The 21,301-nt window shown below is 64.4% G+C and carries 21 protein-coding genes; 12 read left to right on the top strand and 9 right to left on the bottom strand.

Features of this window, described 5'->3' with window-relative positions:
- Positions 1–648: 648 nt before the first annotated feature.
- The 3 genes from ABN028_RS33035 to ABN028_RS33025 form a co-directional block, all read right to left on the bottom strand.
- On the bottom strand, positions 649–1,152 hold the full coding sequence (locus ABN028_RS33035) for a hypothetical protein (protein ID WP_349699335.1): 504 nt from the start codon (positions 1,150–1,152) through the stop codon (positions 649–651).
- A 207-nt stretch (positions 1,153–1,359) separates the two neighbouring features.
- A complete protein-coding gene (locus ABN028_RS33030; protein WP_349699334.1) occupies positions 1,360–2,229 on the bottom strand; it encodes a MerR family transcriptional regulator in 870 nt (289 codons plus the stop codon).
- Entirely contained in the window at positions 2,201–2,374 is a 174-nt protein-coding gene (locus tag ABN028_RS33025; protein WP_349699341.1) for a hypothetical protein, read from the bottom strand. Before ABN028_RS33025 ends, ABN028_RS33030 begins: the two co-directional genes overlap by 29 nt.
- A 74-nt stretch (positions 2,375–2,448) precedes the next feature.
- On the opposite strand from ABN028_RS33025, the gene ABN028_RS33020 reads away from it, so the two are divergent.
- From ABN028_RS33020 to ABN028_RS33005, 4 genes are all read left to right on the top strand, one after another.
- Positions 2,449–3,339, top strand: a complete 891-nt coding sequence (locus tag ABN028_RS33020; protein ID WP_349699333.1) for a transglutaminase domain-containing protein — start codon at positions 2,449–2,451, stop codon at positions 3,337–3,339.
- A gap of 919 nt (positions 3,340–4,258) precedes the next feature.
- The gene (locus ABN028_RS33015) at positions 4,259–5,002 is read left to right on the top strand and encodes a Stf0 family sulfotransferase (protein WP_349331698.1); all 744 of its coding nucleotides are present in this window, start codon (positions 4,259–4,261) and stop codon (positions 5,000–5,002) included.
- A 227-nt stretch (positions 5,003–5,229) separates the two neighbouring features.
- Positions 5,230–5,796, top strand: coding sequence for a DinB family protein (locus tag ABN028_RS33010; protein WP_349699332.1), 567 nt, complete (start codon positions 5,230–5,232; stop codon positions 5,794–5,796).
- A 109-nt stretch (positions 5,797–5,905) separates the two neighbouring features.
- Positions 5,906–6,634 (top strand): DinB family protein, encoded by a 729-nt coding sequence (locus ABN028_RS33005; protein ID WP_349331696.1) that lies wholly within the window; start codon positions 5,906–5,908, stop codon positions 6,632–6,634.
- Positions 6,635–6,857: 223 nt separating this feature from the next.
- Here the strand turns inward: ABN028_RS33005 and ABN028_RS33000 are convergent, their stop codons facing one another.
- The gene (locus ABN028_RS33000) at positions 6,858–7,811 is read right to left on the bottom strand and encodes a cyclase family protein (RefSeq protein WP_349331695.1); all 954 of its coding nucleotides are present in this window, start codon (positions 7,809–7,811) and stop codon (positions 6,858–6,860) included.
- A 49-nt stretch (positions 7,812–7,860) separates the two neighbouring features.
- Positions 7,861–8,154, bottom strand: coding sequence for an HIT family protein (locus ABN028_RS35600; RefSeq protein WP_502879238.1), 294 nt, complete (start codon positions 8,152–8,154; stop codon positions 7,861–7,863).
- Positions 8,155–8,681: 527 nt separating this feature from the next.
- Here ABN028_RS35600 and ABN028_RS32995 point away from each other — a divergent pair.
- A complete protein-coding gene (locus ABN028_RS32995) occupies positions 8,682–9,278 on the top strand; it encodes a ribonuclease FAU-1 family protein (protein ID WP_349699331.1) in 597 nt (198 codons plus the stop codon).
- 140 nt (positions 9,279–9,418) lie between these two features.
- On the opposite strand, the gene ABN028_RS32990 is transcribed toward ABN028_RS32995, so the two are convergent.
- Positions 9,419–10,423: an aldo/keto reductase gene (locus ABN028_RS32990; protein WP_349331693.1), complete on the bottom strand. Its 1,005-nt coding sequence runs from the start codon at positions 10,421–10,423 to the stop codon at positions 9,419–9,421.
- Between the two features lie 524 nt (positions 10,424–10,947).
- On the opposite strand from ABN028_RS32990, the gene ABN028_RS32985 reads away from it, so the two are divergent.
- Positions 10,948–11,628, top strand: a complete 681-nt coding sequence (locus ABN028_RS32985) for a GNAT family N-acetyltransferase (protein WP_349699330.1) — start codon at positions 10,948–10,950, stop codon at positions 11,626–11,628.
- Positions 11,629–12,321: 693 nt separating this feature from the next.
- Here ABN028_RS32985 and ABN028_RS32980 read toward each other — a convergent pair.
- The 3 genes from ABN028_RS32980 to ABN028_RS32970 all read right to left on the bottom strand — a co-directional run bounded on the left by ABN028_RS32980 (position 12,322) and on the right by ABN028_RS32970 (position 15,853).
- Positions 12,322–13,311, bottom strand: a complete 990-nt coding sequence (locus ABN028_RS32980) for an alpha/beta hydrolase (RefSeq protein ID WP_349699339.1) — start codon at positions 13,309–13,311, stop codon at positions 12,322–12,324.
- Between the two features lie 2,042 nt (positions 13,312–15,353).
- Positions 15,354–15,560 carry a hypothetical protein gene (locus ABN028_RS32975; protein ID WP_349699329.1) on the bottom strand — a complete coding sequence of 69 codons (207 nt, stop codon included), beginning with the start codon at positions 15,558–15,560 and terminating at the stop codon, positions 15,354–15,356.
- A gap of 5 nt (positions 15,561–15,565) precedes the next feature.
- Complete coding sequence (locus tag ABN028_RS32970; protein ID WP_349699328.1) at positions 15,566–15,853, bottom strand: hypothetical protein; 288 nt, start codon at positions 15,851–15,853, stop codon at positions 15,566–15,568.
- A gap of 269 nt (positions 15,854–16,122) precedes the next feature.
- Between ABN028_RS32970 and ABN028_RS35595 the strand changes: the two genes are divergently transcribed.
- From ABN028_RS35595 to kaiC, 6 genes are all read left to right on the top strand, one after another.
- Positions 16,123–16,932 (top strand): bifunctional DNA primase/polymerase, encoded by an 810-nt coding sequence (locus ABN028_RS35595; protein ID WP_502879237.1) that lies wholly within the window; start codon positions 16,123–16,125, stop codon positions 16,930–16,932.
- A complete protein-coding gene (locus tag ABN028_RS32955; RefSeq protein ID WP_349699325.1) occupies positions 16,842–17,177 on the top strand; it encodes a hypothetical protein in 336 nt (111 codons plus the stop codon). The genes ABN028_RS35595 and ABN028_RS32955 overlap by 91 nt, the downstream gene beginning before the upstream one ends.
- Entirely contained in the window at positions 17,174–17,383 is a 210-nt protein-coding gene (locus ABN028_RS32950) for a helix-turn-helix domain-containing protein (protein WP_349699324.1), read from the top strand. Before ABN028_RS32955 ends, ABN028_RS32950 begins: the two co-directional genes overlap by 4 nt.
- Entirely contained in the window at positions 17,380–18,726 is a 1,347-nt protein-coding gene (locus tag ABN028_RS32945; protein WP_349699323.1) for a site-specific integrase, read from the top strand. The genes ABN028_RS32950 and ABN028_RS32945 overlap by 4 nt, the downstream gene beginning before the upstream one ends.
- A 467-nt stretch (positions 18,727–19,193) precedes the next feature.
- The gene (locus ABN028_RS32940; RefSeq protein WP_349699322.1) at positions 19,194–19,502 is read left to right on the top strand and encodes a circadian clock KaiB family protein; all 309 of its coding nucleotides are present in this window, start codon (positions 19,194–19,196) and stop codon (positions 19,500–19,502) included.
- Positions 19,492–20,973 (top strand): circadian clock protein KaiC, encoded by a 1,482-nt coding sequence (kaiC, locus tag ABN028_RS32935; RefSeq protein WP_349699321.1) that lies wholly within the window; start codon positions 19,492–19,494, stop codon positions 20,971–20,973. Before ABN028_RS32940 ends, kaiC begins: the two co-directional genes overlap by 11 nt.
- The last annotated feature ends 328 nt before the right edge of the window (positions 20,974–21,301 follow it).

The raw sequence follows: 21,301 nt of genomic DNA, 5'->3' as shown, positions 1-21,301 counted from the left end.
GATCGTAGACCTGCCTTCGTCCGGCAGGCCTACCCGTTCGGCAACATCCGAGCTGACGGGGAAGATTCAGGGCTCTACAGACGACGGATGCATCTGGCTCGTCACCGACGAGGACAGCAGCAGGGTCCCGTTGCTCTGGCCGTCGGGATGGCGGGTAAGAGTGAGGCCTCACCACAGAACCAAATTCACGGTGCTTCATAGGAGGCTTCGCAATCGCGACTTGCAGGCTGGAATCTATTTCGGCACCCGTCTAAGACTCGTCGGTTACTATGAAACTGTCGGTCCGGACGATGAGTGCATGCTCGGCAAGTCTAAGGCGTTTCGGATCGTCGATACGGTCTTCCTCGATGCCGATAACCTCCTACCCAAGGGCGTTCCACCTCCAACGCGAAAGAAATGACACCCAGGGGAACAGGTTGCGCGCCTGCGTTGGTCGAAGACTTAGTACAGCGGCATGTCGTACCGGGCAATTAGTGTGGGGCTCCAATAGGCATGATCGGAAGCCCTTCGCCCTCGATAGGGTGGCCCATTTGTCCCGCCCCTACGGCTCACGGGCGCCGGAGGACTCACCAGAGGTAGTAGACCGGACGAACTCCGCGGGCCGGAGGTCATCCTCAGGCGCCACCAGCTCATCGGCAGACGGCGCCGCTAATCCCTGGGTGGGGGATAGGCACCGTGCGGATGGCTGCGGAAGCGGGCGGCCTTCGCCGCATCCTTATCGGAAATGACCGCAAGATCAGGCCGCAAGATCGGGCCACCCTCATCGGACTCGGGAGGCTCGACCAGCCGAACGTTCACCGTGCGGCGGCCGCTTGCCAAGCGTCGCCGCCCGATGATCACCCCCACTGTCGCGATCAGCGTGAGGACGCCTGCGCTGACGAATGCACTTCCGAGTACATAGGCGGCGGCGTGAGGCAACTCGACGCGGACGGCCACGGCCAGTATGGCGCCCGCCGCAATCAACAACAGGCCGATGCTCGTACCCACCTCCGGCCGGTCGACCTTTGTGATCACCGCCATGACGATGACGACAAGGCCGGCCAGCTGCAGTATCAAGCCGAGTGCGTCGTCGTTGACATGGGGCAGATCAACATCGGCGGCATACAGGATCGCACCCAAAACCAGCAGGACAACCCCGATACCGATGCGCATGGGCACCTCCTCGATCCATGCCCGGACCCGGCGAGCCTACCTTCGCCCTATCGTCGGCCAGTAGAACCTGATCACACGCCAGACACTACTGCCCGCGTCCGGTAACGATCATTCGCGATACACCTCGGCGGATAGGGATCCTGTAGCGGACATACGCTGGTCGCTAGCCGGTCGCCCAGCAGCCACCTTCCGTCGCGCCCGCCCGACCTACCCGATCGGGTAGGCGACGTCACACACCTGGTCGTGGAGATGGGCAGTGTTGATGTCCACGCCGGGGATGTAGACCTCTCGGCCGGGTCCTGTGCGGGTCAGTCCGTGGTCGTTGATCCATCGCTGGACGGCTTCATAGGCGGACAGGATCAGTGGCAGGTCGAACTGCGCTTTGGTGATGGTTGTGTACGCCTCGCGGTGGGCGGGTTCGCGACGGGTCGCCGCATCGTCGTGGGCTGCGGGGGCGGGGTGGATCGGCACGCACACTTCGACGGGTCCGTCGCTGTTTTTGGTGACGGGTCCGTGGTAGACGATGAACAGCTCCGCGCTCGGCCCTCCGTAGGCCCACGCCGTGCTGGTCAGACGCTGCTTCACTTCGCTCGCCCAACCCTCCAGTTCCTCTCGCGGCACCCGGGAGCGCTCGGTGAGTACGAGTTGGTCTGCCACGTGGCGCACGTGAACCTGGTACCGCGGGAAGCGGCTTTTGCCTCCGAGGAGGCTGGTCCGGAGGAGGTTCACGAGCTCGCGCTGGCCCGCGATGCGCCGTTCGACGCCGTCCCAGTAGGTCTGGAGAATCTCCGCAGCACGCTCGCCCGGCGTGGACAGGATCTCTGCGATATCGGTGAGCGGCATGTCGAGCCAGCGCAACATCTCGATCAGCCGCGCCATGAACAGCTGGCTGGAGTGGTAGCGGCGGTACCCGTTGTTCGGGTCGACGTCGGCGGGCTTGAGCAGCCCACACCGGTCATACAGCCGTAACGCCTTCATCGACAATCCTGACCGGCGGGCAAACGCTCCGATGGCGAGCAGCTCGTCGCCACACCTATCAGCAGACCTGTCAGAGCCCCCACGCGCCCGTATACCCACCCGCCCATCTTCGCCGCGACCGCACGATCCCGTCCAACGCGTTGATCATCCCGGCACGGCCGGTCGGCGGGATCTGGCCCCCCGGCTCGGACCGGGCACCGGTCGTTGTCACCGAGACCATGGCGATCGACCAGCGCGTACGCATCGACTCTTGACCTTGTCCCTGGGGCAAGGACGAGCTTTGGAGTCACCGCTTGCCATCACGGAACGGAGGCCACCGTGCTCACCACGGACCCAGCAACACTTGACTTCTACCGGAAACCGGGTGTGATGACCTCCCCCGGCCGCTACCAGGAGCTGTTCGACGGGCTGCCTAGCGACATCGGCGCCCTGGCCAAGGTCGGGCACGGCTTGCTCGTCCACGAACACATCGCCCCTGCCTACGGGATCACGCTGACCGATGAACAGCGCAGCCCGGTGCACATTCGACCCGTGGAGCGGCTGGTTGAGCGGCTGCTGACCGACGACGACAGCCTGCTTACCGTCCCACGTCCGCCCGAGAAGCGGCTCGCGGGCAACTGCCGGCACTTTACGGTGCTGATGGTTACCATGTTGCGCCACAAGGGAGTGCCAGCGCGGGCGCGATGCGGGTTCGGCGGGTACTTCCCGACTGAGGCGTACGAAGATCATTGGGTGTGCGAGTACTGGCACGTCGCAGACGAACGGTGGGTGCTAATCGACGCCCAGATCGATGAGCTGCAGCGCGGCATCTTCGCCATCGACTTCGACGTCACCGACGTGCCACGCGACCGTTTCCTGACCGCGGGTGACGCGTGGGCGAAGTGCCGCGCTGGTGAGGCCGACCCGGGCAAGTTCGGTCTGTCTGGGCTGAGTGAGTTCGGCTCCTGGTGGATCGCGGGCAACCTCGTACGAGACGTCGCGGCCCTGAACAACCTGGAAATGCTGCCCTGGGACGTCTGGGGCGCCATGCCCGAACCGGATGAACAGATCCCGAGCGACTGGATCGCTCTGTACGACCGACTGGCCACACTGACCGGCGCGCCCGAGGCCGGGTTCGACGACCTCCGGCCGCTCTATCGAAGCGACGATCGGCTACGGGTCCCGCCGACCGTCCACAACGCCGTCCTGAACCGAAACGAGACGCTGTGAACAGCCCCGCGTGACCAGGGTGGCACCAAAGCTCCAAGATCGGCTGAACCGATCTTGCGCGTGGCTCGTGTTAGTGGGCGATATGCGCCAGATCTGTCAAATGTGGGGACCTCGACCTTGTTCCGAGCAGCCCAGGTGCGGATCTTCGCGCCCTTGTGAGCGGACAGGTTGTCCAAGACGATGTAGATTGGCGCACCGTCCGGCGACTGGAGACTCACCGTCAGTCCCCGTGCCGTCAATGAACCCACTGCAACGTCTCCAGCCGCACAAGCCTCACGTCATGTTGACCCGCGCCCGTATTCGGATCCGGACCTTCCGGCCGGAGACGGCCAGCAAGAGCGTCTCGGTGCGGTACCGAGCTGCGGTAGGTCCCCGTGTCTAGCAGCATGCGTATGGGAACGTCGTCTGCGACCGCATCCAGGAGTACCTGGCGGGCGCGGGGACTCGACGGATCGGGTACGACCGGCAGTGGGAGTGTGAGCGCGGATGTCATCCGCGTGATGGTGCCAGCGGAGGCAGCTAGCTGTACCGATCAGGTGCACTGATGGCGTCCCGGAGACCTGCCACAGGGAGTAGCTGTCAAGGCGGTGGGGCCGGGGGCACACGAATATGGAACCCATGCTCACTTGTCCAGATCAGTCCATGCAGTCCTGGTTCAGCCGTAACAGGGCACGCCAAGGCGCCTCGTTGTCCAGGCAGTCCATATCCGTCGGTCCCGCTCTTGCACGCGGGTTGCACGCCGGCCTTCCCATTCCGGCGCCCTCCCGATAATCGATCGCATTCGGTGATCGGCCCATCTAGGCTGCCACCCCATGACCGTCCGAGTTGGAGAGGTCACGGCGGGGACGGCAGAGTGGACCGCGCTCGCCCTGACCTGCACCGACGTGAGGCAGGTCGACCTGTGAGCCGGCACACGACCATGCCCATCCGTTCGTGCCTCGTATGCGGGACACCGCGTAGCGGCAGCTCGATGCTGTGCGGTCTGCTCAAGTCCAGCGGCGTCGCCGGCCGGGCCGAGGAGTACTTCTGGCGCGGGGACGAGGCCTTCTGGGCAAAGCGTTGGGACGCTTCGGCCCCGGCGGAGTCACCATGGCCCGACTACCTGCGCGCCGCGTTGTCTGAGGGTACGACCACGAACGGGGTCTTCGCCGCCAAGGTGATGTGGGGATACTTCGACGACCTGCTCACCAACCTCGCCACCCTTCCCGCCAGCTCCGGGCTGGATGCCGCCCAGCTGCTGCGGCGTACCTTCCCCGACCTACGGTTCGTTCTCATCCGACGCGCCGACACGATCGCGCAGGCCGTCTCGTTGGCGCGGGCTCACCTGACCGGGGTGTGGTACAGGCCGCCCGGGTCGGAGCCTGGTCCCGAACCCGACTACGACTACGACCTGATCGACGGGCTCCTCCGCATGGTCGACGAGCACAACACCGCCTGGCTGCGATGGTTCGACGAGCACGAGATCGAGCCGTTCACGGTCACGTACGAGGATCTCGACGCCGACCCGGCTGGCGTTGCGAGGCAGGTACTCACGTTCCTGGACGTCGACCCATCGTCCGCACAGCCGATCACCGCACAGACCGAGCGCCAGGGCACCGCACTCAACACGACCTGGATAGCCCGGTATCTGGCCGAGCGTCGAAGCAGGCAGGCGACGGACTGATCCCAGACCGCTGTGGAATGCCCGCCTCACCTATCCGTAGAGGCAGGCGCCGTAGCTCCGTGGTTCCCGGTGCCTTGTCCTCATGTCCCAGATTCCCTGGTTCAAACAGGACACCACGCTGGCCGGTTCCCTTCAGTAGCGTCGCCGACCAGTTCGGAGCTACGCCGCGGCCGAGGCAGTTCCGGGCTGACCATTTCCGGGACACGGGATGAGACGGAGCGTTGGAGATGACCACGATCTGGGTTTCTGCAGTCGCGGCACAGTACCGGTTGAGCCTTGACGAAATGGAGATCGTCTTGCGCGGTTGTCCTGATGAGCTGTGGGAGGCGAGTATGTGGGAGGTAAGTGCCGACGGCGGGCCTGTGACGGATCCTGATGGGCGGCCGTTCGATGACCCAGCGGTCAGTGAGCGCAAGCTCCGGGCCCAGGGTGCCGTGTGGCGAACTGCCTACCACGCGCTCTTCTTCACCGACGCCGACTTGTCTGCCATGGAGACGGATTGGGCACCTCCTGCCCCGTTCTCTCCGCACGACGAAGACTGGTACGTCGTGCCGCCTACGTATTCTCGCGAACAGCTGCTCGGCTACGTCGACCACTGTCGGCGTCAGGCCGACAAGCTCTTTGCTGACCTGACCGATGATCAGGGAGCCGCACAACTGCCCATGTGGCACCGAGGCGCCGGGACGGACTCGCTGGCGCGCCAACTCGTCGTGGGCGTGTACCACCTCCCCCTGCACTCGGCTCAGGTGCGCACGTTCCTCAGAAGCCAGGGCGTCCGCTGCGCCGATGACTGAGCGACGGCCACAGTGTCGCTTGGCAGGGCAACCGCCACGGCGGCATTCGCGCATCGACGCGAAGAACAGGCCATAGTGGTGGTCAGTTTCGCTTCGTACAGTGCCACGTATGCCTGAGCACGCAATGTTCAAGAACGACCTACGCCGTTCGCGACTGGTCGAGGTGGACTTCTCCGAGTCGCGTATGCACAACATCTGGATGGAGAACGCCCGGATCACTGGTGCCGACTTCATCAACACCGAGATCTGGGGCAGCTGCGAGGGCCTCACGTGGGACGGCATTCCGATCGCCCCGCTGGTGGAGGCCGAGAAGCTGCGCAGGTTCCCGGAGCACGCCAAGATGAAGCCGACAACGCCCGAGGGCTTCCGCGAAGCGTGGTCGATCCTCGAAGGCTTGTGGGCGGCCACGGTCGATCGGGCGCAGCGGCTACCGGAGCCGATGGTGCACGAGCGAGTGGACGGCGAGTGGTCCTTCGTGGAAACCCTGCGCCACCTCGTGGGCGTGACCGATGGTTCCGTCTTTCGCTGGGTCACCGGCGCCCAAGACTATTCGTGGGGGCCCCCGGTTCGGGGGTGGGGTGACGTCAGCCCGGACCCTGACGACCCGACCCTTGAGGAAGTGCTCGTAGTGCGGCGGGACCGGATGGCACGAGTGCGGGAGATCGTCGATGCGCTCACCGAAACCGAACTCGACCGGATCTGCGACGAAACGACCGATCCCGTGCGGCACTACCTGGAGATCGTCGTCGCCGAAGAGTGGGCGCACCACCAATATGCCTGCCGCGACCTCGACGTACTGCAGCAGCACAGGTCCACCGAGCCCAGCAGTGGAGCGTGACTCGCCGTACGACACCCCCAGCTGGCGGATGGCCTCTGCCACGAAGATGCAAATGGCGGCCGCCGCCCGGCTCCGCCGCGTGAGTATGAGGCTGCAGCGGCCTGGAGTACCCCTCGTTGCCCGCTGGGGCAGCCTGATCCGGGGGACGCCGGTGAGGCTCTCCGCGAGGTACTGCCCGTGGCAGCACTCGGTCGGTACCGGCTCTGAGGAGCTGGTGAACGCGTCAGAACGTAGCGATCGGGTTGACCGGGCTGCCGGACGTACCGGCGAAGCGGATCGGCGCAACTGCGAGGTGGAAGTCCCACTGGCCGAGCTCGGCGGCCGTCGTCGCGCACCCCTCCAGGTCGCAGTTGTCGAGCAGCCACAGACCCATCGCGACGAGGCCAACGGCGTGCACCGGCATCAACACGTCCTCGTACCCCGACGGCTGAACGTCCTGAGGGGTGTCGGCGCCGATCAGCGCAACCTCCCGCTCGTACAGCCACGGCAGGCAGGACGCGTGCCAGCCGGCCTGGGTGAAGCCTGGCGTCGCACCGGCCTCGTGTCGGGCGCGGCCGCCGCCGGTCCGCAGGAACACCGCATCGCCGGACCGCACCCGAACCCCTTGGCGACGCTCGGCCTCCTCGAGGTCGTCGGGAAACACACCCTCCCCCGGTTCCAACCACGGCACATCGCGGACCCTCGCGACGTCCAGCAGGACACCACGCGTGATGATCCCGTTCGCCGCCGCCGTGACGGCTGCCCAGGCCGATCCCGTTGCGGCGTCGACCAGCGAGTGCGACCGCCCGTTGTACATGGTGCCGTCCCAGAAGATGTGGCACGGCGAGTCGACGTGGGTGATGGTGTTGCCGTGGTACGCGATGCCGAGCTGCTCGTTGGAGAAGCCCCACCGTCGGTCGGCGTGGAACCGCTCCGGCATGCCCTCGGCTCCCGGCATGTCGACGGCGTACGGGCACGTCGTCGTCGACCGCTCCATCTCATCTGGCACGGCAACCTCCCATGCGCACGACACGCTCCTGCCGTGGCGCACGGCCCGCGCCGCCGCCAGCCGAACGTCGTCGGTGATGTGGTTCAGCGTGCCACGCTCGTCGTCGTCGCCCCACCGCCCCCAGTTCGACAGGGTGTTGAAGTACCCCAGCACGTCGTCCCCTGTGGGCATCGGCCGCCTTGTCGTCATCCCTGCATCGACTCCTCCGGTCATGCGGTTCGAGGGCACCGCAGGCAGGTTATCCGCCCTCTACTACTGTGGCTGCTTGATCACGCCGGACGGCTAGCGGAATCTCTCGCCGTCCTGCGGGGAAGTCCTCGTAGAAGCTGTCGTTTGACGACTGTGGAATCACGTGAAAGTGCATGTGGAACACGTCCTGCCCGCCAGCGGTTTCGTTGTGCTGGTGACCTGTGACTCCTTCGGCGTCGAAGGCTGAGCGGACCGCGCGTGCAACGACTGCAACGGCGCCGAGAATGCCGGCGTACATCTGACTCGGGAGCCGGTAGAGGTCGGCGATGTGCTCGCGTGGGATACCAACTGATGTCCGCGGTTGCGATCGCGTTGGTAGAGGTTAGAGAACGCCACCGCTACAGATGATTGGTAGGAGAGAAGCTCAGGATCGCCATCAGTCGCAGCAAGGGCACAGAATGGACAGTCGTCCGCCATGACTCCCAGAATCGTCCCATGGGTCCGATTCTCCAGCCTCACCGCGCTTGGTCCAACCTGTGACGGCTGTCCGTAAGCACGTCAGCTTGGAAGATGTACGCTCACTCTCAGCGCGCTAGCCGTGGATTAGTGACGGCTATTGGCGGCCGTTCGAGGGCAGGTCCGGGCCACACCGCTTGGAACGTGCAGGAACATGGCCGGGAGCGAGATCACTCCGGGTGTGAGCAGGCGCCCCAGTGGTGGTCTCGTCTGCCCTGAGCCGGACCCGTGGATGGCGCGGCGTCCGACGTGACGTTGGTTAGATTGCCCTCCATGAGATTCCGACCTGGGCAGACCGTCGTTCGCCGTTGCCTACATCCCGACGGTCGATTGGCGACCGTTCAATGTGCAAGGGTGGTCGCCGATGACGAGCGGGGCCTGCTGATCTGGATCGCTAAGGATTCCACGGTGATGCGGCGCGTCACCGAGAACAACGAGCCGACCAGGCACCTGCCCTACACGCAGGAACTGCAGACGCCGACGACTCTGCAACCTACGCTGTATTCCCGGTTCGGAACGCTCATCTTGACCCCGCCCGACAGCGACCACTCCGTGTGGTGGGGGTTCGACGCACCTGGGGATCACATTGGCTGGTACATCAACCTTGAGTCTCCAGGGTCGCGCTGGGCCGGAGGCATCGATCTGTTCGACCTTGCGCTCGACGTCCTCGTCAAACCGAATGGTCAGTGGGAGTGGAAAGACGAAGACGAGCTCGCGGCACAGACCGGCGATCCGATGTTCTGGACCGAGCAGGAGGCGCGCACCATCAGGGCTCGCGCTGAAGCAGTTACCCGCGCGATCGAGCGCAAGGCCTTTCCCTTCGACGGCACGTGGTGCGACTTCGTGGCCCATCCTGACTGGGAGCCCACAGCGTTGCCCGCCTGGTGGGACCTACCAACCACGGTGACACCACGCTTCAGCTGGCCGAGAGACGCGTTCACCGCGACCTGACCATGAGCGACTGCCCTGCCCCACTGAGCGGTGAAGCTTCCAGGGAGACACTCATCATCGGACCAGGAGTTCACTCCAGGTCCGAGGTCCAGAAGGTAGCCGACCGCACCTACTGGCCGCAGCGCTCACCTGTCGCGGCTTCATGGCAGGGTCTGAGCCCATGCGAGCACATCGTGCGGATACGGAAGGCTGCGTACGCTCACATCGTTCAGCCGACGCATCTGGTCATCGGTGAGCGACCAACCGACCGCTCCGACGTTGTCCTCGTAGTGCTCCATTGTGCGTGCCCCGATGATGGGTGCGGTCACTCCGGGTCGCTGCGAAAGCCAGCGCAGCGATACCTGCGCGGCAGACCGTCCGGCTTCCTCGGCGATCTCTCTCACGACATCGAGCACCCGCCAGGTGTGCTCGGTTGCATACCTCGTCCAGGCAGGATCGCCGATGGCGTTCAGCCGCTCGACCCGCGTTCCGCTGATCGGTTCCGTCATGCCACGGTGGTACTTCCCGGTCAGGAGCCCCATCCGCAGTGGGCTCCACGCGATGAGTCCCAGCCCTTCGGTCAGGCAGACGGGGACGAGCTCCCATTCGGCGTCGCGGTCGAGCAGGTTGTAGAGCGGCTGCAGGCACACATACGGCTCCCACCCGTGCTGGCGGGCAAGGTCGATCGACTTCTGCAGCTGCCAGCCTGCGTAGGTGCTCGCTCCGACGAATCGAACCTTGCCGCTCGTGACGAGCCTGTCCAACGTGGAAAGGGTTTCCTCGAGCGGGGTGTTCTCGTCGAAGACGTGGGTCTGGTAGAGGTCGATGTAGTCGGTACCCAGCCGGCGAAGGCTCGACTCGACCGCGGTCATGATGTGCTTGCGCCCGCCACCGCGGTCGTTGTGCCCGGGCCCGACCCGGTGGAACACCTTCGTCGCGATGACGAGATCGTCGCGTTGCCTGTTCTTCAGCCAGCGACCGAGGATTTCCTCGGACGCACCGGCCGAGTATCCGTTGGCGGTGTCGACGAAAGTCCCGCCGGCGTCGACAAAGGCGTCGAGCATCTGGTGCGCGGTCTGCTCATCAGTCTCATTTCCGAACGTCATGGTGCCCATGCACAGCTCGGAAACCTTCAGTCCAGTTCGGCCGAGAGATCGTTGCTCCATGACCTCGAACTTAGGGCCGCCACGTCGATACGTCCAATGCAATGTGTTGGCCGTATCGATACGCGTGCGACATCATTTGCCGGCTTGGGACTTCGTCGACTTCGTTCGTTCGTCGCCGTCGCCCACGACCAGGCGCTCAGCGACCGGACGCCACGTGACGCCAACCTTCGGTAGAGCTAGAACGGTTGACCCGGAACAACTTGACGCAGGGGAGGTTCCTTCACCGATGGCGACCTCGATGACGATCCGCCTGCACCGGCCCGGTGCTGCTATGCGGGGGAATTCTCGGCGGTGGTGGCAAGGAATCGAGCGAGGGTGGCTGAGGTGTTGTTCGTCGACCAGGCGAGCGCGGTCTGCCAGCAGAACCAGACCCGAAATCTCACCTCAGCCAGGGCGGCGCCCTTGATCTACATAGAGCGATGATCGGCAGCAGGGACGCGAGCTGACTGTGCTCCTTCGGGTGATGTGCGACAGATGCCCGCCACCTGATGTGCGACGCCTGGACGTGGCGAACGGATCTGCCGATGAGTGAGCACGTCGTCCTGCCCGCCCGCCGAGAAAACCCGTTGCGAGTGGCCGGCATCGGATGTCTGGTTGATCGGCCACCGATCTCGGGAAGGGACCATGACGCCATGTCGCTGCCAACCCCCACGCTGCACACCGCTCGCCTTCGACTGCGACCCTTCGACGACGCGGATGCGAACGACCTCTTCGCGCTGCACAGCAACGCCTACGTGCTGCGCTACTGGGATGCGCCGCCGTGGAGCGAACGCGTGCGCGCCGAGCGGTTCATCACGGCCTGCCGGCAGATGGCTGACGAAGGCACCGGGGCGCGGCTGGCCGTGAATCGTGTCTCCGACGGGGCGTTCATAGGCTGGTGCAGCCTGAACCGGTGGAATCCGGACTACCGCAGCGCATCGCTGGGCTACTGCTTCGACGATGCAGCGTGGGGCCACGGCTACGCGACGGAGGCAGCACGCGTCTTGCTGCGATGGGCATTCGACACGCTGGACCTCAATCGCGTCCAGGCTGAGACCGATACGCGCAACGTGGGATCCGCCCGCGTGCTGGAGAAGCTCGGCTTCGTGCGTGAAGGGACGTTGCGGGAAGACTGCATCGTGAACGGCGAGGTCTCTGACTCGTGGGTCTACGGGCTGATCAGGCGAGAGTGGCGGCCCTCGTCCGAGCCGGTTCCCACCCCCTGAGTCCTCACGCCCTCGCGAGACGTCGCCCGACACCAAGGTGCGTCGCCTCGCCGAGCCGAGGGACCGGCGCGCCAGACACCCTCATGCCGCATTGAGTGCATCCAGGCGTCGCACATCAGATGGCGGACACCTGTCGCACATCACCCGACAGAGCACAAGACACGAGCTGACCGCACCAACGGGTTTACCAATCTGGTTACCAACGACGTGAAAACGCCGTTGTCACACAACCATGAGGCGCCTTGGGTACGGATCTGGGTACCCGATGTGCCGATGTCGAAGGCCCTGATGGCTGTATCTCCCAGGACGCCGGACACAACGTGAAGGCGCACAGCGAGCGGATCGGACACACGGATGTGGTGGTGACAGCGGAGATCTACACCCACAAGTCAACGGGTACGGACCGGACATGGCACAGGCGATGGGCAGCTGATCGAGCGCACGTCCCGGGGCGAGTGGCCTCCAGGAACGGCCGTGGGTGGATCGGGATCCTGATCGCACTAATTCGAGTGAAGATTCGCTGACCAACCGGTGCTGGGCGACGCCCGACCGTCGCGCTAGCAGCACCAGCGGCCTGGGGCTTTTGCGCCCATACCTTGAACAGGGACTGCCACCTCTTACGTTGCTGGTCCTGGCTCCAAGCTCGTCGTTTAACCCCCAGCGTCCAGAGTGGCGGGAGGTTAAGAGACAAGCTTAGGTGATCCCACACCCGTCCCCGCAATATGCTTTTCCCGGTCGCACCTTCAGGCCGCGTCGAAGTGCATGTGCTGCTTGGAGCATCGCGATCTTTGCTTCTGGGTCAATCATGAAGAAGGTGGCGAATCCGTGCATGAGGGTGGGGCGTCGCTGGTGCTCGACATCGACGCCAAACCGGCGTAGAAGTTCGACGTATGCCTCGCCCTCATCGCGCATCGGGTCGAACCCTGGGCTTGCCACGTAGGTCGGTGGCAGGCCGCGTAGAGCGGTCTCTTGCAGTATCGATACGCGCGGATCATCGTACAGCGAGGGATCGGGTAGATACTGATCCCGACACAAGCCCAGGATTTCGTTGTCTAGGACGAATGGGAAGAGGTCCTGTGAGCGGAAACCAAGTCCGACGATATCGGTGGGCGGGTACAGGAGGAGACCAAATACGGGCGGCGGGACGGCATTCTTGACAGCTGAATGCGATACGACAGCAGCGAGGCACGCGCCCGCACTGTCACCGCCCACCGCGACGGCATGCGCCGTTACGCCAAATTGGCTGGAATTCTCGACAATCTGATGGAACGCTGAAACCGCGTCTTCCACTGCAGCAGGAAACGGATGCTCTGGGGCCAGTCTATAGTTAACCGATAAGATCCGAACGTCCGCATGCGTCGCCAGGAATCGACAAACTGCGTCGTGAGTTTCGATGCTCCCCATCACGAACCCGCCGCCATGGAAATAGACAAGCGCAGGCCCGGGTCCGTTCACCCGCGCTGGCTGATATATGCGCACTCGAAGTCGTCCACCGGGGCCAGGGATAGCTACATCATTTGTTCGTATGCCTGGGTGAATGCCTTTCGCCAAGGAGATAAGTCCGAGGTCGGAGTCGCGACGGATATCGGCAATGCTCGGGATCTCGGATTGACAACGCTTTGCCAGCCCGCCTATTTTGACCAGCAGCTGAGAATGGACACTGAGTATATGGTTGTCGACCATCACCGGAGGACCCGCGAGTACGCGCAAGATGGAGCTCGGCAGTCGAGCTAAGGTCCTAATTACCGAAGCGGCAACTGTTAGAAGCAATCTCCTCACAGCCACTGAGATCCCTCGCAAGGCGAATGCAGAGACTCCGCAGTCCCGTACAGGTGTATAAACATGATCAGGAGCGACCGAGGGTTTGCTTCCCCACTGACCAAGCGTTCCGGGACCAGTACCGCATCCGACCCACCCATGTCTAGCTCGGGTCCAAGAACGAGGGCCATTAGAAGCACGGCCAAACTATTTACGGCGCTGTCAACCACAAGTATGCAAGGACGACCTTGACGCCGAATGGCAATGGGTGGCGAGTCACCAAACTCAGACACAACCTGTTTTCCTTCCCGATACCTCCGTACGCGCGCCCGCGACAGGTCAACCATGGCTGCACCGCCTGTACTTCACCTTTATCCGAGCTTTGGTCCGATCGGCGCGCGGCGTAACTGTCCCAATATTCGGTCCAGGCTGCACTTGCCTCAGGATGCTCCGCTCAGTCAGTGCTCGTTGCCGGCGGCGCGCACGTGCTATCTGCGCGTTCCATGTGCCCCGCCACCAAGGGGGCATCCACGGATGCCTACGGAGCGTCCTCCTGAGCGGCAGACGTCCAGTCCAGCGTTGTCCGCCTCAGGTTCCCCAGCGACGGCCTCTCTGCCACATACGTCCACACGTGGCGGCCATGCCTTCGGTGATCAGCGGTCAACCGCGGCGACTGGCCTCCAGGAGGTGCCGTGGGTACGGATCGGGGTACTGATCGCATCGATTCGAGTGAAGGTCTGCCTGACGAACCACTGCCGGACGCCGCCTGAGTATCGGGATAGCAGCACCGGCGACACCACAAACCGCACGTCAAACCTCACATGGCAACGCGAAGGCCCGGACCGTCTGGTCCGGGCCTTCGGTGGTAGCGGGGGCGGGATTCGAACCCGCGACCTCTGGGTTATGAGCAGCCTCCCCTACGTCTCAGCAGTTGCCGAGGATGCCACCAGCCACTGGCTGACCAGCGCCAACGCTGCGATCGTGAGCCGATCCGTCTCACCCGATCTCAACCATTGCAACCTGTCTTGGTCACAAGCTTGGTCACCACAGCCTGCCCGCTACGTGGAAGCTCGAATCGAGGGGCCTGGCAGCAAGCCGAAGTGGGAATGATCATGGTCGGTAGGACCCGCGAAACACCTCGTGAGGGTTGCCGGCGAGGTGTGGGAGGGTGTCGGGCTCGAACCCACGTGGCGAGGGGTCATCCCCTAGCGGTTTCAAGACCCGTAAGGACTACGGCGCTGACCTGAACGTTCTCGCCAGACGGGGCCGCCGTCCCCGCCCATTCCCCGCGATCCATGGTCCACACAACGATCAGGGACAGCAAGCACCCGCTTAGCAGGTGTGCGGAACGGCGTTCAAGTGCGATCGCCCACGCTCGGTTCGGCGTGCTGCCGCGTCCGGCGGGTGTCCGCGCACAGTCCTGAACGGCGGTGAATGAGACAGAAACTGAGACTGGACCGATCACCTGCGACCGACAGGCGGAGTCGAGGACCGCCCGGATCGCCCAGTCCCGCAGCCCCAGCCCTCGGCACGGCCGCCATGATGGTCCCGCGACGGCACAGCAGTTCATGGAGGCCGGCGCCCATACCTGCGTGGAGGCTGCCACAAGGCGCCGCCGCGTCGGAGGTCGCGTCAATGCAATTTTGGCGGCACAGCACCGACGATCTGGAGTTGACGAGGATGAGCGCTGCCCGCCGACGACCAGCTCCAGCTCCACCTCGAAGTGCTAGACCAACTCGAGGACAAGAAGGCGCCCGCATGAACCTGAGTAAGTCCATCCTGCTGCGCCACCAAGCCGGCCTCGCACTTGTTCAGCGCCTACTCCAGCCGGCCAGTGCCAAACAGGTGGTCGACGAACAGCTCGTGTAGTCCCTCGGCCAAGACTTCGCCGTTGGCGTCAGCAAGTTGGACGCGGCCAACCTCAGCGCTTGCAGTCCCGCCGTCGATCGTTGTCAGCACACTATTGATCAGGCCTCGCATCGCCTCGCAAGCACCGGACGGAGATCTTCCGTTCGGCCGCCCAGAGCCTCGCTCAGTCGCTGGAACGGCTCAAGGTCCTCCATCCAGGGGCGGCTCCCGTCCGGCGCCTCGACGGTCTCGGCGACCGTGTCGACCCAGTAGTCCATCGCCCGAGCGAGATCTTCGAAGAACGCTGACAAGAGTTGGTCGGTCATCCCGATCACCATTCGAAGTACGAGCCGTACCGCTCATCGATTCGATAGGAGAACAACGTGATTTCTTGCGCTGTGGGCATCCGTCCGCCCAAGCCTCGGTGCCAACGCCCCCACTCAGTCGTGATCTTGGTGTGGACCGCCGGATCGACGCCACGCAGCATCGACGGATCGTGAATGTTGACCCCGACCCGCTCCATGATGCCAGCGTAGCGCTGCGGAAGCGCGTGGTGGACCTGGTAGTCGTCCGGCATGTTCGGGTGAGTCGCCCCGGCCCCAGGAGGGAACCGTCGCATGCCCGAACCCCGCTGCCGTCGCTGCCGTCGCCGGCTGATCCCGGCGTACGCCGGCCAGACCGAACACCCCGCCTGCTCACCAACCCCCGCCGGCTGGATCCCCAAACCCACCCAACGACACGCCGCCCCCACCCGCGCCGAGGACAAGCCTGGTCTGCGTCTTGCGCTGGATCTGGCCGACCTCAACTGGCAGGTCTTCCCCCTGACCCACCAGCCGACGACCGTTCCGCAACTGCCCAGCATGCCGAGCCGCCAACACGTCCCACCCGATCGAGCAGTGTCCGTGCCTGCCCGCCGGCAGGTGGTGCCATGGCGTACGCGCCGCCACCACAAACCCGGCCACCATCACCCGCTGGTGGCAGACCAAGCCCGACGCCATACCCGGTGTCGCGGCCGGACCCTCGGGCCTGGTCCTCATCGACATCGACAGCCACCACGACCCGCTACCCGCCAACCTGGCCACCGGGCTCCTGCCCGGCATCAACCTCGCCGGTGAACCCATCCCCGAAGACCACTGGAACGACCCCAGCCGCTACCGGGACGGCCGCGACACCCTCCGCCTCCTCGCCCACCTCCGCGGCGGCGCAAACCCCTGGCCAGGCGGACCGCAACACCGTCCCGTCGCCGTCAAGACTCCCTCGGGCGGGCGGCACCTGTGGTATCGGGCACCTGTCCACGGACTCCACCAGGCCCTCAGCGACCACGGCCTCGGCTGGCAGATCGACATCAAAGCCGGCTGGTCCTACGGCATCGCACCAGGCGCCACCACAACCGCCGGCCAGTACGAGGTTGTCGCTGGCGACATCAGCCACCCTGGCCAGCTGGCCAGCTGGCCACCTGGCTCGCCCGCGAAATCATCCGCGTCACCACACCACGACCACAACAGAGCACCCGACCACGGCCGCGACCACGACCAGCCGCCCAGGGCCGAGGACCCGGCGCCTACCTCACCACCGTCATCAACCGCGGCGCCGCCCGGCTCGCCACCATGCGCGACGGCCGCAAACGCGCCCTCGCCGCGCTCGCCTACCAAGCCGGCGGCCTCCTCCACTGGTCAGGCCTCGACGAGGACGACGTAATCAGCCAGCTCGTCGCGGCCGGCACCAGCAGCGGTCTGTCAGAAGGCCAATCCAACCGCATCTCACGCCGCTCGGTCGCCTGCGGTGTCGCAGCACCGCTACGCGAACGGGGTGGTCAACCTCGCCCGAGTGCGGCGAAACGGATCAGCTCGTCCGCCATGCACCAAGACCGATTTACGGGGACTGCCGAGGACCAGTGCTCCCTCTCCCATCCCCAACTCAACCAACGGGAGGAACGGAAGTGACCGTACGACAGAAGGACATCCCGCATGACCTGCCTGCATTGATCTCAGTGCCGGACGCCGCCAAGATCCTCGGGCTTAGTCGTGCATCGGCGTACCGCTACGCGAAGGATGGCGATCTCCCAGTCCAGCGCCTCGGTGGTCGTGTGTACGTCATCACGGCCAAGATTCGTCATCTGCTCGGCGACGGCGAAGGGCGGGCCGCATGAGTACTCCACGTCGAAGGCGTTCCCACCTGACCGGTATTACGGTCTACCCGCGCGGCAAGACGTGGGCCTACCGGGTAGACGTAGAGGCACACCCGCTCACCGGCAAGCGTCGCCGCGAGAACCGCGGCGGCTTTGCCTCCGAGGGCGAAGCCTGGAGCGAGGCGATCAAGGCCAAGACAGCGCTGGCTGCCGGCATTCACGTCAAGGCGTCGCGACGGACCGTTCGCAGTTTCGTAGGTGAGTGGCTGGTATCCATCGAGCACTCGGTGAAGCCGTCAACGTACGTCAACTACGTGGATTACCTGGACGCCTACGTGTTTCCGAGCATTGATGACAGACGTCTCCAGGACGTGACTGTGACGGTTCTCAACGCGCTCTACCGACACCTGCTGGAGAATGGCCGATGCAAGCCGAACACGAATGCCCTGATGTACCGGCACTGGCAGACCTACACCAGCGATGAAAGACCGATGACAGCTCGCGAGCTGGCGAAGGCGTCTGGCCAAGGGCTCCATGCCGCGAAGGCAGCCATCCGCCGCTACCGCGCCGGGCGCGTACCCCGTGACCTCGGAGATGGCTTATCCCCCAAGACCGTTCGGAACGTCCAGAACATGCTCCACAAAGCTTTCGCGACGGCTGTCGCTTGGCACTACATCGAAAGCAATCCTGCCGAACATGTGAGCAAGCCAAGGCTTCGCAGGCGGAGGCCAGCCACGTGGAATGAGGAGCAACTTGGCCGATTCCTCGATGTGGCGAGCAAGGATCGCTTCCGGGCGCTGTGGGTCCTGGTCGCCACGACTGGTATGCGACGCTCGGAGCTTGCGGGTGTGGAACGGGACCTGGTGGACCTTGACGCGGGGGCACTGACAATCGAGCCCACCCGAGTTGTGGTCGACGGGAAGCCGCTCGATGAGGACGGGAAAACCGACAGCGGTAGGCGGACTATCTCGCTCGATGCATACACGGTGTCCGTCCTGCGGGAGCACCTCGCCATGGTCGACGAGGAACGGAAGGCGTGGGGACATAGCTACCCCAGCCATCGCAAAGTCTTCTGCTTCGAGGACGGGCGGTTGCTTCATCCGGACACGATCACGCGAAGGTTCAACCGGCTTGTGGACCGGGCAGGCCTACCGCGGATCACCCTGCACGGCGTACGCCACAGCTATGCCACGATCGCGATGGACAACGGAATCAACCCAAAGATCCTCAGCGAGCGGATCGGCCACTCCAGCGTCGGCTTTACGATGCAGACGTATGTTCAGCGCAGCGAGGGGCGTGACAAGGACGCGGCAGCCATGCTTGCAAGGTTGATCATCAATCTGCCGAGCAATCCGGAGACGTGACCAGGTTACTGGTCACAAGTTTGCTCCATCGGGATCGCCCGGCGCCGTCTGCTGTGTTGTCGCCTCTCGGCTGCCGACTTACGCAGCTTCGAGGCGAGGTCCCGTTGCTCGGCTGCTTGCTGGCGCAACTACTCACTCGCGAGCCTGCCGGCTGATGAGCACGAGGTCTGTCCCAAGCAAAGCGGGGACCTTTGCCCTCCACTCTCTTGGCAGCTCGTCGAGCAGCCTTGTATGAGGGCGCGCGGCTCTTCTGCTGCTGGGAAGATTGGATATGTACGACGCATTCGGACTTAAGGTCAACACGGGCTGGTCTTCGCCGCCTTACGGTTCGATCTGCAGGGGGAGGTGGATTGGGTCCTGTGGCACCCGACCACCGCGCGGTCTGTCGAACGCCTCATGGGTTGCTGTAAGGCCTCCGCCGATCTGGGTGAGCCGTTGGCTGGGTGGTGGTTGTGTCTGATGTGCAGTTGATCACTTACTCGTTCACGATCTATGTGGCTGGCCAGGCACGAGAGTCGCAGGATGCGGAGGTCAAGCTGCGCGGGTTGTGTGAGTCCCGCCTTGCAGGTCGGTACGACCTGAAGGTCGTCGATGTGTTCGAGCAGCCAGCGGTTGCGGAGCAGGACGGGGTTGTCGTGGTGCCCACAGTGGTCCGCACGGGACCGTTGCCGCAGCTGCGGGTGATTGGTGACTTGTCCGATGAAGTACGCACCGCTGCGGGTCTGGGTTTTCCCGACCCGTTGATCGCGAGACGGCAGGATCGAGATGACGAATGATCTAGTCGAGAAGCTTCCCACCGGCATCACAGGGTTCGATGAGATCGCCCAAGGTGGGCTGCCTGCCGAGCGTTCAACCCTGGTAGCGGGCACGACAGGTTGCGGTAAGACACTTTTCGCGATGCAGTTCCTGGCCCGCGGTATCGAACTGTTCGACCAGACCGCCGTCTTCGTCACCTTTGAAGAAACCCCTGCCGACATTCGCAAGTCGGCGTCCTCGCTGGGAATCCCGATCCAACGGTGGGAGGACGAAGGTAAGTGGGCCTTCGTCGACGTGTCCAGCGAAGTCAGCGATGCGACAAGCACCGTGGGAACCTATACGCTCACCCCCGTCGTGGCGCGGATCGAGGCTGCCGTCCGCAGCGTTGGGGCTGCGCGTGTGGCGCTGGACTCGATCGGTGCCGTCTTTGCCCGCTACCCCGATGTGCGGACAGTCCGAGACGAGGTGCTGCGGTTTATCAAGGGCGTGAACAGTCTGGCGGTGACCTCGGTACACACATCCGAACGCCTCGCTGACTACAACGGGATATCCCGGCTCGGCGTAGAAGAGTTCGTCTTCAGCAACGTCGTCCTGATGCGGAATGTGCTCGACGCCGAACGGCGCCGCCGAACCATCGAGGTAGTAAAGTTCCGCGCGGCGCCCCACCGGACCGGCGAATGGCTGTTCACCATCGATGCTCGGGAAGGCATCGTGGTGATCCCGCTGGTGCTCGTCGCGCCATCTGAACGCGCATCGCAGACGCGGGTCTCGTCTGGCATCCCCAAACTCGACGAGATGTGTGGCGGCGGGTTCTACAAGGACGCGACCATCCTGCTCACCGGACCTACCGGCAGCGGAAAAACGCTGACCAGCCTTACCTTCACCGACGCGGCCTACCGTGCCGGTGAGCACTGCATCCTCTACACGTTCGACGAAACCCGCGACCAGCTGGCACGAAACGCCGCTGGCTGGGGATACGACCTCGCCGCCATGCAGGCCTCCGGACTCGTCCAAATCAGGGCCGAGCCTCCCGAACTCGCCTCCTTGGAGGACCACTTCCTGGCCATCCGTCGAAGTGTCGAGCAGGAGCGTCCAATCCGTGTGGTCATCGACACGCTGTCCTCCTTGGAACGGATCGCCACTCCCCGAGCACTGCTCGACTTCGTAATAGCGCTTGGCTCGCTGCTGCGCGAGCACGAGATCACCACACTCCTTACCTCCGCACCACCCAGCCCGACCGCCCGCACATTCACACCCGCCGCCGCGTTGGAGGTCGGCAGCCTCGCCGATGTCTCGATCATGCTGCGCTACGTCGAGACCGGCGGCGAGATCCAACTCGCAATCGCCGTGCTCCAGACCCGCGGCTCCGCCCATGACCGCCACATCCGGCAGGTCACCATCGACTCCGAGGGCATGCACATCGGCGACCAGCTCAACGTCCGCTCAGACCACATTCCCGCCGGAACATTCCTCCCTGTCTCCCAGCGCTAGCCCGGCCAGATCCCGCCATTCAACGACGACCGGGATGAGCAGCTTAGGAAACCTACATCTATGGCGCCGAAGGCTCGATGAGCTCGATCGCCGGTGTGAGGCGGCTCCTGGCCGAGGAACGATCAAAGGCCGATGGCCTGGTGCGCGCCGACGCAGCCCACCTCCTTCTCGGCCTGCTCGCCATCGACGATGGCCTAGGCCCTTCCGGATCACGGGTTGGGGTGACACCTGGCTCGGCCAGCCTGCGTGCGGGTGTGGGCCACGGGAGGCAGTCTCTGGATTGCTGAGATCTAGAGAGGGAGCCGTCCCGTGGCCCACGAGAACATTG

The organism is Actinopolymorpha sp. B17G11, from assembly GCF_040196095.1.
In the GTDB taxonomy this organism is placed as follows: domain Bacteria; phylum Actinomycetota; class Actinomycetes; order Propionibacteriales; family Actinopolymorphaceae; genus Thermasporomyces.
This window is presented reverse-complemented; position numbering and strand designations above follow the sequence as displayed.